Here is a 14,248-nt window from a genome sequence, read left to right on the forward strand (position 1 = left end):
ATCTGGTCACTGGTCGTAGTCCAAATCTTCCGCGTAGTCGTTCCAGATCTGGTCGCGCTTGAACGTCGGTTTGTCGAAGTTCACCTCTTCATCGAGGCTTTCCTCTTCTTCTTCCTCTTCGAGCTCTTCCTGTTCTTCTTCGTTTGCCAGCGGCACGGAAGGTTCGATGTTGTCGTTCTTAGGACGACGACCGCAATGCATCGGCTGCGGATTGCTCATTCCCATATTCTTAATATTCATATAAGAATACACCTCTCTATTTTATTTTCCCAGAGCGTTATTCACGCCGAACCAGATAAGCCCTGCCGCAATTAACGACAAGATCATCGTAGCGTAGATGAGCGCTCGACTAATCCGGTAAGCCTTTTGGTTCTTTCGACTCCAAAAAGGTCTTTCCGACTGATTCGCGTTTTTAGCACTCATAGCGAAAATATACTCACAGTGTTAGAAAAAACAAGTAGGTTTCTAAATATTTTGACAAGCTTACCAGTTTTGGATAGCCTTATACGCATTATGCGTCGTATTCACCGTCTGGGAACCGTAGTAGATCAACTGAGCCGTCGGATAGACGAGCTGAACGACACGGTTCCAACGCGAGAGATTCGTCGCATCGACATAGACGATATCACCCGGTTTCAACGCGAACTGGTCGCCGAAGACAAGAGCCATCGGGTTGCGGGCATTCAAATGATAAACATCAATCGCATCCGCTGCAGAAGCGCGGAACACATAGATATTTTCTGCCTTTGCCGATTCCAAGCGAAGACCGCCCGCTTCAGCAAGAGCCTGGGCCAAGGAAAGCTTGCCGTTCTTGAACGAGAGAGCTTGCTGGTTACGCACTTCACCCATCATGTAAACCTTGGATTCTTCGGAATCCGGAACACGGATTACATCGTTATCCTTCAGCACGACATCGCTTGGGCCCTTACCGGCCGCATAAGGCGCCAGCATATTCAAAACGTAGGTCTTACCATCACGCGTAAATTCCACCGTCGAAAGATCTGCATCAGCAGTTGCACCTCCGCAGCGGTTGATCGCTTCGAGGAAAGTCACCGGCACATCGTTCAAGGTCACAACGCCCGGATTCTTGATGGAACCCTGGACATAAACCTTGTGACGCTGGCTCTGGAGCAGACGGACGTCAATCTGAGGATTGTTCAAAACCTTGGAAAGGTTCGACACGATTTCTGCACGCAATTCCGCAATGGTCTTGCCCACCACGTTAATTTCACCGACATACGGGTAGAACATCACACCGGATTCACTAACAAGCTGACCTGTCGCATTATCACTACGGTAAGAACCGAGCGGGCTCGTGAGTTCCGGATGTTCCCAAATGACGACCTGGACAATGTCAAAAGGTCCGAGTTTGTAAGCTTCCGGCGTATAAGTCAAAAGTTCTTCTGGAAGCGCAGCGAAGGTTGCCGGTGAGGCCGAATTCGAAGAAACACCCGAAAGTCTGGAAAGCGTAAGCGGACTAATGCTCTGCAGATGCACCTTTGCACCCTGAAAATCAGCCAACGTATCAATGGAGCCATCTTCGTTGGACGATTCGTTCAACACCATACCCGGGGAAGCGAAGCATCCCGAAAGAACAAGAGCGGCGGTCGAAAGGATTCCCAAGATCCAACTTCTCATATAAAAATTCCTCTGATTAACAAAAGATGAGTAAAATATAAGAAAATCACAAAGATCTCCAACGATTCAGACAATAGGACACTAGCATTTGGCGGAAAGGCTCCGTTTTAGGCGTCGAAGGAATCCTTTGCAAAAAAATCCAGGCGGTTTCGCCCTGATTTCGAACGTAACCCATGCCCGAAAGTTTGGATTCCGCTTTTTCGAGCATTTGACGCAATTCTAGAATCCGCTTGGAAACATTCTCCCGTTCGTTTTGACGAATTCGAATACACCTAACAACCCACCAAGCCAAGGATCCGATAAGCAACACTCCTAAAAACAGTTTAAACGTCAAGGATTCAAAGACATTGGATATCCAATTGGTAAAAGAATCGAGCGAAGTGCGCCAACGCCCTTCCGTCAGTTCGTGCCAGGCAAGGGAAAGCATGCTGCGCAGGCGTTCGATCAAACGTTCAAACCGAGAAGGTTCGCCGTTTTGCAACCGAGCAGAGACCGGTGTCGGGTCAAAGGTGTTCCAATACCCGTCTGCGTCCAAAAATTCCACCCAACCGTGCGCAGTCCTGCGGCGGAAAATCCAATAGCCTTCCCCGATTTCCGGGTACGCAAAACCACTTGCATACCGAGCAGGAATTCCTATATGACGCAGTAAAAGTGTGCTGAACGAGGCGAAATACGAGCAGAAGCCTCTCCGTTTGCGGTAAAAGTCTTCCAACGGATCTTCCTCGGAGCGTTCAAAGGAAAGCTGGTATTTAAAATTTTCATCAAAATAGGTGCGGATCTTTTTCAAGTTGCTTTTCAGCGAATCCTTCGACAGGGAAAGTTCCATTTGAAGAACAGCGGAATCGAGCAACGGTAAAAGCGAATTCGGAACCTGAAGCCATGCGGAATCGTTCTGGGTCAGCGTATCCCGAGTCCGAATGCCGTCCCAGTAGTACCAGTTCCGCGGAGATCTTTCCGGAGTCTGGAAAAAGTCTCCTGCGAAGTGCGGAAGGGAGTCTATATTCTTCAGCGCGACTCCAGCGGCTCCGGGAGGAGCAAACAGCGCCTTTTCGACGGAAAGGTTCGACTGAACCCAGACCGCAGTCGAATCGAATGGTTCGCGGACTTCAAAGCCTCCATAGTCGCCGACAAAACGCCCTGTCTGCAGAAAGCGGTGCTGCTTTGACTGTTTCCAAAGTCCTACCTTGGGCAGGTAACGCTCGTAAGCAATCCCTTTCAAAAAGAGTGGCATTCGTTTGGAATAAACGCGAAAGACGACATCGTCTTCAAATTCTCCCGAATAGTTTTTTGAGAAAGCGGTTAATGCGCCGATACTTGAAAATCCCATCAAAGTGCGCTTGTGGTAATCATTTTCATAACGAGCCGCCCGGGTTGCATAATCCGAGCGTTTATCCAAATTCAAGTTTTTTGCCGCTAGCAGAAGCAAAAAGAATCCGATCCAAAAGAGGAGCCAAAGCGCAAAATTCTTTTTGGAACGCACGTCCCAAAGGAGTGCAAGCGTCGCCACGCCAAACGCAACGCCAATTGCCGCACTTGCCTCAAAGGAGCTGAGAGTAAAAACCACAAAGGCATCGAACCAGACAAAGACCATGCGACCGCCACGCCCCACGCACAGCCACTCCACAAGCGCCAAATACAAAAAATACCACGCCGGAATGTAAAAGAAGAGCGGCGAAAAACCGCCCGGCGTACTGCGAAATGCGGCAAACCAAATCGCAAACGGAATCATTCCCAGATAAAGCCAAATGCGATGCAACTTCACCGCTTTCCCGAGCCTTAAACGCCGATACGTCCAAAGGCAAAAAAGCAACGAGAGAACGGCAAGCTGCATGATCTGAGAAGCGCTCCACAACGCAAAAATCGCAGCGACAAGGATTACCAAAGCCGCTTCGTTCGAACCGTTCTTCTTCATAGCGAAGCCTCCGATCCGCGCAAAACAAACTTGAGTGCATCCGATTCCTGACGATTCCCTTCTCGATTCACCACTACGATTTGCTTATCGACCGCAGGCCAATTCACTTCATGGACCGCCACGGCGAGCACCGGAATTTCATTATCCGGTCTTACATGCCACTTGTCCAAGTTATACGTTGTATGCAGGTCCGCATACGGAACTCGCGCAAGAACAGCGAGGATTTTCTCCTGAGCGTTTTTCGCATTATCCAAGCGCACTTCTTCATTACCGATAAAAACCCGCCCTAAAAGGTTCCGTTCCAATAGCCAAAAGGCGATGCTTCCGAACAAACGAATCGCATATTCTACGCACATTTTTTCACGAAAATGCTTTGCGGAAACATCTAAGAGGAGCGTAACGCCGCCTCCGACTTCTGTAGCAAATTCCTTGGTAAAAGGCCTGCCGTAGCGAGCAAAGGCTTTGTGGTGCAAATCGCGAAGGCTGTCCCCTTCGCGGTATTCGCGGACTCCGATAAATTCCATGCTGCGGGAATTTTCGGGGCGAAGCAAACGTTCGAACTTGGCCCCGCTGATGCCGAGAGTCAAAAAGCGAAACTGGGAAATGTTCTGGATTTTAGGCAATACCAAGAGTTCCGCCTGGCCGTCATACTTTTGAAAGCTCTGCGAAAGTCCAAGAAGACGTGTTTCCACCAGGGCGATTTTCGAAAGCGGAAAAGCGCCACGACGCTTGGGCAGCAAAAGTCCGTTTTCCAAACGGACGACGCTCGGATCCATGCGAAAAGAATCCAAATACGCGCCTTCCGACAAAGGTTTTTCGAACGTCGCCACGAGTTGCACAGGTTCGCCTTCCGTCGCCATCGGGACTTCCACATGTAAAATCCGATTATCCGGTTTACGGCGCACGATGATCGAAAAGACCATCAAACAGAAAGCGGAAAACTCAAAAACTTTGACCCACTGAAAACCCGGCAAAAAAAGGAACATGGAACAAAAGAGCAACAAGGCAGAGAACACATGCCCCGCAGGCGTGATGACTTCATCCCAAAAGTAATACAGGCGCATCAAAAGACCGGGCTTTTCCGGAGCTCGCGGATAAGCTTTCCACAGCCAAACGATTTCTTCCCAAATTTTTTTCAAAAGCTACCTGGGAACGGAAACGTTTTTGCGAATATCTTCGAGAATTTTCTTTGTCGCATCAAAAGCAGAATCTTTCGCAAAGATGCGGTGCGCAAGCACCGGTAAAATGGACCGTTGCAAATCGTCTGGTGTCACATAATTTCGATTGTCCATATAGGCAAAGGCTTGCGATATCGCCACCAGAGCCATGCCAGCACGCGGACTCGCTCCAAGCCGCAAATCCGAGCGATGGCGCGTCGCCTGCACAAGTTTTACCGCATAAAGTTCAAGCGATTCGTCCACATGTATCTTCTTCACTTCTTCACGGATCCGCAAAACATCTTCCGGAGTCATCACCGGTTTGAGTTTTTCCACAGGAACTTCAAAACGGTGACCGCGGATAATGCCGAGTTCCGTTTCCTCGGAAGGATAGCCTAGGGAAAGGCGCACCATGAAACGGTCCATCTGCGCCTCGGGCAGCGGATAAACGCCGCGGAATTCCACCGGGTTTTCCGTCGCAAGGACAACAAAAAAGTTCGAGAGTGCATAAGTCTTGCCTTCGAGCGAAACCGAACGTTCTTCCATCGCTTCCAAAAGGGCGCTCTGCGTACGCGGACTTGCACGGTTGATTTCATCCGCCAAAAGTACCTGCGTAAAAACAGGTCCTTTCTTGATTTCAAATTCGGAAGTTCCCGGTCTAAAAATGGCTCCACCGGTCACATCCGCCGGAAGCAAATCCGGTGTAAACTGAATTCTTGCATAGTCCGCAGAAACCGCTTTCGAAAGCGCTCTCGCAAGCGTCGTTTTTCCGGTTCCCGGAACATCTTCAATCAACACATGTCCATTCGCAAGAATCGCCGCCACGAGCAATTCCACCGAATCTTCTTTTCCGAGCAGAACCGAGTTCAGCGCCTGAATCAATTTTTGAATCATTTGACTTCCCTTTTCACCACCTAAATTCAAAATAAAAATATATTCCATTCCATGACCGCATACTCCATTTTTAGCACTCTTGCCGCAATCGCCTTGATTTTTCTGCTCATCCACTCCATTTGGAATACCGCCCCCGAAAAGCGCAGGGCTTTTGTCATCCCTGGACTCATCCAACTTTTTGCGGCAAGCCTAGCCCTTATACGCGGAAGAATTCTCCCTTACTTTATTCCGCACGAAATCGTCACGATCCTCTGTTACTTCTTTGCGTTGTATCTGACTTTTACTTCGGCGATTTCCATTGCCGCGGTCGGAAAGCCTCACCGTAAAAAACTGGCAAGCCTTTGGGTTATTACAGCGGTCGCCTTCTGGATTCTCGCGATTTTCGCCTAGGCGTTTGTTCCGCTGTTTCATAACGAGCCGAAGGCGTAGTTATCGTAATGAAATCGCAAAGCAAAACAGAAGCCCCCGCTAACGCGGAGGCTTCTGTTCCATTTTTCTAAAAAGGATTCGAGCTTAGCCGACGAAGAACATTTCGCCGTAGCCCGGAACCGGCCACTGAGAATCCGGAACGATGCGTTCGAGAGCATCCACCACGGAGCGGACATCCTTCATGCCTGCGAGTTCTGCGGCCGAATCGCCAGAATCGATAGCCTTTTCAAGCTTGTCGATTTCCTGCGTGAGCTTTTCCACGTTTTCTGCTGCGGACTTTGCAAGAGCGGAAACGCCCGTGTGCACGTAATCCGTGAGAGAGGCGCAAGAGTCTGCGAGTTCTGCAGCGTAGGAAATGCATTCCGGAAGGTACATGGTCTTTGCCATCATGAGAGCGCAGTTCGCTTCGAGAGCGATCATCGTCTCGTACTTTTCCTTTTCAATCACGTAGCGGCTTTCGAGTTCCACTTCGGAAAGGACGCTGTACTTCTTGTAAAGTTCAATGACCTTCGGATCGCGGTAAGCTTCGATAGCTTCCGGCGTCGTCTTGAGGTTCGGGAGACCGCGCTTGGCAGCTTCTGCTTCCCAATCGCCGCTGTATCCGTTTCCGTCAAAGAGCACACGCTTGTGATCCTTGATTTCCTTCTGGAGAACGCTCTGCACAGCAGAATTGAAGTCCGTGCCCTTCGAAGTCAAAGCTTCGATCTGATTCAGAACATCGTCGAGAGCCCAAGCCACAATGGTGTTCAAAGCGGTGTTGGTCGTTGCGCAGTTCTGTTCGCTACCGACAGCGCGGAATTCGAACTTGTTGCCGGTGAAGGCGAACGGGCTTGTACGGTTACGGTCCGTTGCATCCTTCGGGAGCGGCGGAAGCATGGACACACCGATTTCCATCGTGGAGCCGCTCTTCGTCGAAGTCGGCTTGCCCTTTTCGAGCTGGTTGATGATATCGGTGAGCTGTTCGCCGAGGAAGATCGAGATGATTGCCGGAGGTGCTTCGTTTGCACCGAGACGGTGATCGTTACCAGCGCTTGCGACCGTTGCACGGAGAAGCGGAGCGTAGGTGTCGACACCCTTGATGATGGAAACAAGGACCGTGAGGAACTGTGCATTTTCGTGCGGAGTCTTACCTGGAGAGAGCCAGTTCTTGCCATCTGGACCGGTGATAGACCAGTTGTTGTGCTTGCCGGAACCGTTCACGCCGTCGAACGGCTTTTCGTGGAGCAGGCAAACGAGACCATAACGTTCTGCAACGGTCTGGAGGACTTCCATCGTGAGCATGTTGTGGTCAGAGGAAAGGTTCTGTTCTTCGAAGACCGGAGCGAGTTCGAACTGGGCCGGGCTCACTTCGTTGTGGCGAGTCTTAGCCGGAACGCCGAGTTTCCAGAGTTCCTTGTCGACTTCTGCCATGAAGGAGAGAACACGATTCTTAATCTTGCCGAAGTAGTGGTCTTCAAGCTGCTGATGACGAGCCGGACGAACACCGAAGAGGGTACGACCAGTCTGCACCAAGTCCGGACGCTGACGGTAGACTTCAGCATCGACGAGGAAATATTCCTGCTCAGGACCGAGGGTTGCGAACGGACGCTTGTCGCCCGGTACGCCGAAAAGCTTAGCAACGCGGTTAATCTGTTTTGCGAGGGCGACCTGCGCGCGAAGAAGCGGGATTTTCTTATCGAGGGCTTCGCCATGGTAACCATAGAACATGGTCGGGATGCAAAGAACGGCAACGCCGTCGTTGTTCACCTTGATGAATGCCGGGCTCGTCGGATCCCAAGCGGTGTAACCGCGGGCTTCGAATGTTGCACGGAGACCGCCAGACGGGAAGCTCGAAGCATCCGGTTCGCCCTGGATGAGTTCCTTACCACTGAAGGAGGCAACGATGCCACCCTTGAAGTCCGGATTGTAGAAAGCGTCGTGCTTTTCTGCAGTCGTTCCATTCAACGGCTGGAACCAGTGAGTGAAGTGCGTCGCTCCATGTTCCATTGCCCACGTCTTCATGCCCGAAGCAACTTCGTCAGCGATCGTTGCGTCGAGAGCGGTGCCGTTTTCCATCGTCGCAAGAAGGCTTTCATAGGTCTTATGCGAGAGATACTTGCTCATCGTCTTGGTATTGAAGACGAGACTTCCAAATTCTTCCTGAATACTCACAGTGTACTCCTTATGGTTTGTGCCCTACTTTTTGCAAAAACCGTGCCAAGAAGATTTTTGGCGTTTTTCACCGATTTTAACATAAGTCCAGCCAAAGAAAGTTACCGTTTTGTCGCTTTCGGTAGCAAAAGATAGCAAAAATGTCGTTTTGTTATTTTGCCGCGCCAAGTTTGTCGGGATTCAAAGCATCCAATTCCGGAATCACAAAGATTCCATCCTTGCGAATCAGACGGTCGTCGAAATAGATTTCACCGCCCCCGTATTCCGGACGCATGATCAGAACCAAGTCCCAGTGGATAGCCGACTGGTTTCCGTTGTAAGCATCTTCGTAGCAACGTCCCGGAGTAAAATGAATGCTTCCCGCGATCTTTTCGTCAAAGAGAATGTCACACATCGGATGCAGGACGAACGGATTGAAGCCAATCGCGAATTCGCCGATGTAACGCGCCCCCTTGTCGGTATCGAAGATGGCGTTCATCGCTTCCGTATTCGAGGATGTCGCTTCGACAATTTTTCCATCCTTGAAAACGAGGCGAGTATTTTCGAATTTTTTGCCTTCGTACAAAGTCGGCGTATTGTAATGGATTACACCGTTCACGCTTTCGCGGACCGGAGCCGTATAGACTTCGCCATCCGGAATGTTCATCGTGCCACAGCACGGGACTGCCGGAATGTTCTGAATGCTAAAGGAAAGATCCGTATCCGGAGCTACAAGGCGCACCTTGTTCGTCTTGTTCATCAGATCGACGAGCGCTTTCGCCGCCTTCTGCATCGCCGGGTAGTCTGCAAGGCAAGCCTTAAAATAGAAGTCTTCAAAAGCTTCCGTGCTCATGCCTGCCCCCTGAGCCATCGAAGGAGTCGGCCAGCGCAAAACGCACCAACGCGTCTTGTTCACACGCCAGTCGAGCACCGGATGGCGAATCGTGCGGTTCGCAAAAGTGCGATCTTCAGGAACGTCGGAAAGTTCTACAAAATTGTCACTTCCGCGAATCGAGAGATACGCCTGCATATTCTTCATAAAGGCGAGATCGTGTTCCGCGGCAATTTTCAACTGCGCATCGGACGCGTTTTGCAACAGAACGCGGTTGACAGCACTGCGATGATGTGTTAAGAAAGGTCTTCCGCCCGCCTTCGATACGGCGCGAATCAGGGCAACCGAAAGATCCGCCGGGGTATCGGTCGTTTCGATCAAAATATTTTCGTCTTTTTTCAAGGCGATCGCATCGCGGACAAGCATTTCCGCGAGCTGAGTAATTCTAGGATCCATGTTGAGCCTCTTTTGTTTCGACGAAAAAATACTAATGTTTTGCGCCGAAAATGATCCAAAAAGACGAATTTCGCCCCAAACGATTTCAATTACCGTATCTTATTGAAAGACAAGGACTTACACGCCCAAAACATTGCAAAAACTCACGATTTTTGAATCCAAGACGCGCTTTCTAATCTATATTTTGAATACTATGAATTTGGCACAGCTTCCTCCTGATTTGAACAGTATCACGCGCCCGAATTGGATCGAAATCAACTTGGACGCTCTCGCGAGCAACATTCAATTTGTCCGAAAGTCCATTCCGAAGAAGACGAAAATTCTCCTTCCCGTGAAAGCGGACAGCTACGGCCACGGCTCCCTCGCCTGCGCTTATGCGGCAAAGAACAGCGGAGCGGATTTTTTGGGTGTCGCCCATCTTTCCGAAGGTATGCTCCTTCGCCAGTACGGCATGGACCTTCCGATTCTGATTCTCGGACCTTGCATTCCGGCTGACTTCCCTTACCTTGTCGAATTTCAATTGACCTCGGCTCTTTCCGACTTGAAGACCGCCGTCGCCTTCGACAAGTACCTCGAAGAAAACAATTTGCACTGCAAGGCTCACCTTGCGATCAACACGGGGATGCACCGCTACGGTGTACGCTTTGACGACTTCGATACGATCCGCCGGATCCTCACCCTGAAGCATCTGGAAGTCGAAGGAATGTTCACCCATCTCGCCACCGCCGACATGCTCGACAAGACTTCGAACGTGAGCACGCAACGCCAGATTGACCGCTTCTCGAACCTCGTCGAACTTTTGACAAACGAAGGCGTCCGTCCGCAGATTTGCCACTGCTCGAGTTCCGCAGGCACGCTGCGCCATCCGGAAAGTCACTTCGACATGGTCCGCCCGGGCCTTGTCCTTTACGGCTACAATCCGATGGGAGCCACACCGCCGGAAGGCTTTGAATATCCGGAATTGAAACCGGTGATGACGATCAAGTCCACTATCCGCACGATTCACGAAGTGCCGACGGGCGAAGGCGTTTCCTATGGCCAGTACTGGGTTGCCCAGCAGCCGACCAAGGTGGCGACCATCGCGATCGGTTACGGTGACGGTTACCTCCGCGGTGAATACAACAACGGTTATGTTTTAATTCGCGATCAGCTCTGCCCGATTCTCGGACGCGTCTGCATGGATGCGACGATGGTGGACGTGAGCCGTATTCCGGATGTGCAAATCGGTGAAACGGTCGAAGTCGTAAACGGTACGGCCGACGCCCGCATTTCCATGGAATCCGTTGCGGAAGCGCATCATACGATTCCTTACGAAATCACGAGCCGCGTGGCCCGTCGCCTTTATCGCAAGTATATTTGGAAGAACCGTCTGATCCGTTGGGACGACCTGAAGGAAGAATTCCACGTTCCTCCATTCACGCCGTATCCACTCCGCAAGGGCAAATAGTCTAGATGGATTCCTACTTTGACTCTTCCCGAAAGAAGTTTGTCGCGGCGACTCCAGAAGAAGCCGTGCGCCAAAACGTGGTTTCTTGGCTCAAGGATGTGGTAAACGTTCCCGGTCATCTGGTCGAAACGGAATTCGCTCTGCGCACCTTTGATTCAAAAAACGCTGACCGTGTGGATATCATCGTCCACGATTTTCGGGAAGGGGCAAAAGCCAACGAACCTTGGCTTCTTGTCGAATGTAAAAGGCCGGGCGTCGAATCTCCTGCCGCGCTTCAGGTCCAAGTCAACAAATACCTGCGCATTCTCAAGCCTAAATTCATTATGCTTTCCCTCGGCGACTCCGCCATTTTCCTCGGGCTCGATTCTGCGAAAAAAAGCTACACGCGCCTTTCCTCTCTCCCCAAGTATCCTCCGGTAAATCCCTGAATTTTCGGGTCGGGCATTTAGCGTTTCAAACAAACTTGCTATTTTTAGGGCGAAATATTCAACCGTGTCTTTTCTCGGAGATTCGCCATGGATCCATTGCCTTCGTCAAGTCAAAATTTTGATTTGGACATCCGCAACGTGCATAAGAGTTTCGGCAAAAAAGTCGTTCTCAACGGCATCAACGTGTTCATCAAAGATGGTGAATTTGTCACGCTGCTCGGTCCTTCGGGCTGCGGCAAAACGACCCTTCTCCGCATCATTGCAGGCTTTGAAAAGGCAGACGAGGGCGAAGTCGTTCTAAGCGGAAAAGTCATCTCGAACCGATCCCCATCCAAACGCCCCATCAACACGGTTTTCCAGAGTTACGCACTCTTTCCGCATCTGAACATTTTCAACAACATCGCATTCGGACTCAAGAGCCATAAAGTTCCGAAAGACGAAATCGAACGCCGTGTGAACAAAATGATGGAAATCGTGAACATCACGGATCTCGCCAAGGAAATGCCTGCAACACTTTCCGGCGGACAAAAACAGCGCGTCGCACTCGCCCGCGCCCTGGTGAACGAGCCGGACATCTTGCTACTCGACGAACCGCTTTCCGCCTTGGACGCAAACCTGCGCAAAAAGCTCCAGGTAGAACTGCGCGAACTGCAACGCAAGACCGACACGACATTCATCCTCGTGACGCACGACCAAGACGAAGCGATTGCCGTCAGCGACCGCATCCTTGTGATGTACAAGGGTCAAATCATCCAGGACGGCTCCCCAGAAGACATTTACGAACATCCGGTCAACCGTTTCGTCGCCACGTTCATCGGCGAAGCGAACATTCTCGAATGCGAACGTGTCTCTGAAAAGCTCGCCAAGACAAACTTCGGAAATCTCGTTCTCGAAAAAGATCCAACCTGGGAAAAGGGCGGCATCGCCATTCGCATGGAAGACATTCACGTTTGCACGCCGAACGAATCGTTTGCAGAAAACGTTTTCCCGGCAAAGATTCTCGAACGTATTTTCCGCGGAGATTATTGGGAACTGATCGCGGAGCTTCCGGGCGTCGATGCATGCGAAAGCTTAAAGCTCCGCGTCATGACGGACCCGGACGAAATCTACAATCCGGGCGACCAGGTGAATCTTTACATCGAGCCGCAATACTTGCAAGTGTTGAGTGATTAAGCCTATGCAGCAAACCGAAGTTTTTGAAGGCAAGCTCACCACGCGCAGCCGCATGCGTAAATTCGGGGTTCTTCTCACAGGCCCCGGCATTCTGTGGCTTCTCGTTTTTCTGTTGATTCCGACCGTATTCCTGATAGTTCTTGCGTTTGCACAGCGCGGTTCCTACGGCAGCATCGATTGGAATTTTTCGCTTCTGAATTTGGAGCGTCTTCTCGGGTTCAGCTCGTTCGGCTGGTCCCCCGACAATTTGCTCATCCTTTGGCGCAGCGTCAAAATCGCAACGTTCACCACGGTTCTCTGCATTCTCTTTGGACTCCCGATGGCGTTCTGGATTGCCAATCACGGCAAGAGCATGCGGGCGTTTTTATTTGCCCTCATCATGGTGCCAAGCTGCACGAACCTCGTCATCCGTACCGCAGCCTGGATGATCTTACTTGGACCGGACATGTTCCCCGCGAGCATCGCCCGCTTCCTCGGACTGATCGCCGAAGGAGAATCCCTTTACCCGGGAAGCTTTGCCGTTTACGTCGGCATGGTCAGTTCCATGCTCCCCTTTGCCGTTTTACCGCTCTACACCAGCGTGGAACGCTTGGACTGGGGAATCGTCGAAGCGGCCCGCGACCTTTACGCAGGACCTGTTCGCACGTTCTACCACGGAATCCTTTCGCAGATGATGCAAGGTATTATTGCAAGCGTCATCTTAACGCTCGTGCCGAGCTTTGGTATGTATGTGATCAGTGACCTTTTGGGCGGAAGCAAGTACATGCTGATCGGTAACCTGATCCAGCAGCAGTTCGGTTCCGCAAGCGACTGGCCATTTGGCGCCATGCTCGGCGTCGTGCTCATTTTAACAAGCGTCATCAGCCTTGTAATTTTCCAACGCGTCGGAGGTAAGAATTTTGTCTAAGCGCAAACTTCCGATTTTTGCAACGGTCCTTACCTTCATCGGCTTTTTGCTTCTGTATCTGCCGATGTTCCTCGTGGTGCAGCAGAGCTTTAACGCAAGCAAGCACGGACTTTCGTGGGGCGGTTTTACACTCGACTGGTACACGGGCCTCTTCGACAATGCCATGGTGCAGACGACGACTGTAAACACGCTGATTCTCGCGGTCGTGAGCACGCTCGTAGCAACCTTTCTCGGCACGCTTCTCGCAATCGGTATTCATCGAACGCCTTGGGGCAAAAAGATGCGATACTTCTACGACATGTCCATTAACGTTCCCGTGGTGACGCCGGATATTTTGATGGCCATCGCCCTTGCGGTCGTCTTTGCCTTGTTCCGTTCCTGGACGTCTTTTTTTGAGCCGGGAATGCTCACGATGATCATCGCCCATGTAACGCTTGAAATCAGCTTTGTCGTTCTTGTTGTACAGAGCCGGCTCGTAAGTATTGGCAAGGAGCAGATCGAAGCCGCTAGAGACCTTTACGCTTCAACGGCTGGGGCCTGGTGCCGCGTTATTTTGCCGCAGCTTTCAACGGCGATCATTTCCGGTGCGCTTCTTGCATTCACGCTTTCCCTGGATGATTTCATTTTGAGTTTCTTTACCAGCGGCCCGGAATCCCAAACGCTGCCTCTATACATTTATGGTTCCCTCAAACGCGGAATTTCTCCGCAGATTCACGCCCTTTCCTCAATCATCTTCTCTCTGACCCTGTTTGTCATGCTTCTGCTTGTTTTGAAAGGCATTCGCAAGGAACACAAACTGGCAAAGTCCAAGTGATTTCTAAATTTAAGTTTGAAAAAGTCACAAT

At 50.9% G+C, this 14,248-nt stretch carries 13 protein-coding genes; 6 read left to right on the plus strand and 7 right to left on the minus strand.

Translation table 11 applies throughout. The features are described 5' to 3' along the window. Positions 1–6 precede the first annotated feature (6 nt). The 5 genes from MR847_RS08840 to MR847_RS08860 form a co-directional block, all read right to left on the minus strand. Positions 7–240: a hypothetical protein gene (locus tag MR847_RS08840; RefSeq protein ID WP_100426387.1), complete on the minus strand. Its 234-nt coding sequence runs from the start codon at positions 238–240 to the stop codon at positions 7–9. A 243-nt stretch (positions 241–483) separates the two neighbouring features. After that, positions 484–1,638 (minus strand): polysaccharide biosynthesis/export family protein, encoded by a 1,155-nt coding sequence (locus MR847_RS08845; RefSeq protein ID WP_287723555.1) that lies wholly within the window; start codon positions 1,636–1,638, stop codon positions 484–486. A gap of 46 nt (positions 1,639–1,684) precedes the next feature. Then, positions 1,685–3,550 carry a transglutaminase domain-containing protein gene (locus tag MR847_RS08850; protein WP_287723556.1) on the minus strand — a complete coding sequence of 622 codons (1,866 nt, stop codon included), beginning with the start codon at positions 3,548–3,550 and terminating at the stop codon, positions 1,685–1,687. Further along, on the minus strand, positions 3,547–4,689 hold the full coding sequence (locus tag MR847_RS08855; protein WP_287723557.1) for a DUF58 domain-containing protein: 1,143 nt from the start codon (positions 4,687–4,689) through the stop codon (positions 3,547–3,549). The genes MR847_RS08850 and MR847_RS08855 overlap by 4 nt, the downstream gene beginning before the upstream one ends. A 3-nt stretch (positions 4,690–4,692) precedes the next feature. Then, positions 4,693–5,601, minus strand: a complete 909-nt coding sequence (locus MR847_RS08860; protein ID WP_287723558.1) for an AAA family ATPase — start codon at positions 5,599–5,601, stop codon at positions 4,693–4,695. Positions 5,602–5,652: 51 nt separating this feature from the next. Between MR847_RS08860 and MR847_RS08865 the strand changes: the two genes are divergently transcribed. Beyond that, positions 5,653–5,991: a hypothetical protein gene (locus MR847_RS08865; protein WP_100426383.1), complete on the plus strand. Its 339-nt coding sequence runs from the start codon at positions 5,653–5,655 to the stop codon at positions 5,989–5,991. 123 nt (positions 5,992–6,114) lie between these two features. On the opposite strand, the gene MR847_RS08870 is transcribed toward MR847_RS08865, so the two are convergent. After that, positions 6,115–8,181, minus strand: coding sequence for a glutamine synthetase III family protein (locus MR847_RS08870; RefSeq protein WP_198514926.1), 2,067 nt, complete (start codon positions 8,179–8,181; stop codon positions 6,115–6,117). Between the two features lie 151 nt (positions 8,182–8,332). Then, positions 8,333–9,448 carry an aminopeptidase gene (locus MR847_RS08875; protein ID WP_100426858.1) on the minus strand — a complete coding sequence of 372 codons (1,116 nt, stop codon included), beginning with the start codon at positions 9,446–9,448 and terminating at the stop codon, positions 8,333–8,335. 193 nt (positions 9,449–9,641) lie between these two features. On the opposite strand from MR847_RS08875, the gene alr reads away from it, so the two are divergent. From alr to MR847_RS08900, 5 genes are all read left to right on the plus strand, one after another. Continuing rightward, positions 9,642–10,895: an alanine racemase gene (gene alr, locus MR847_RS08880; protein WP_100426857.1), complete on the plus strand. Its 1,254-nt coding sequence runs from the start codon at positions 9,642–9,644 to the stop codon at positions 10,893–10,895. A gap of 5 nt (positions 10,896–10,900) precedes the next feature. Continuing rightward, the gene (locus MR847_RS08885; protein WP_106519697.1) at positions 10,901–11,323 is read left to right on the plus strand and encodes a type I restriction enzyme HsdR N-terminal domain-containing protein; all 423 of its coding nucleotides are present in this window, start codon (positions 10,901–10,903) and stop codon (positions 11,321–11,323) included. A gap of 87 nt (positions 11,324–11,410) precedes the next feature. Beyond that, positions 11,411–12,496 carry an ABC transporter ATP-binding protein gene (locus MR847_RS08890; protein WP_287723559.1) on the plus strand — a complete coding sequence of 362 codons (1,086 nt, stop codon included), beginning with the start codon at positions 11,411–11,413 and terminating at the stop codon, positions 12,494–12,496. 4 nt (positions 12,497–12,500) lie between these two features. Further along, positions 12,501–13,403, plus strand: a complete 903-nt coding sequence (locus MR847_RS08895) for an ABC transporter permease (RefSeq protein WP_100426380.1) — start codon at positions 12,501–12,503, stop codon at positions 13,401–13,403. Further along, positions 13,396–14,217: an ABC transporter permease gene (locus MR847_RS08900; protein ID WP_287723560.1), complete on the plus strand. Its 822-nt coding sequence runs from the start codon at positions 13,396–13,398 to the stop codon at positions 14,215–14,217. Before MR847_RS08895 ends, MR847_RS08900 begins: the two co-directional genes overlap by 8 nt. Positions 14,218–14,248: the final 31 nt, after the last annotated feature.

Source organism: Hallerella sp., from assembly GCF_022776125.1.
Lineage (GTDB): Bacteria > Fibrobacterota > Fibrobacteria > Fibrobacterales > Fibrobacteraceae > Hallerella > Hallerella succinigenes.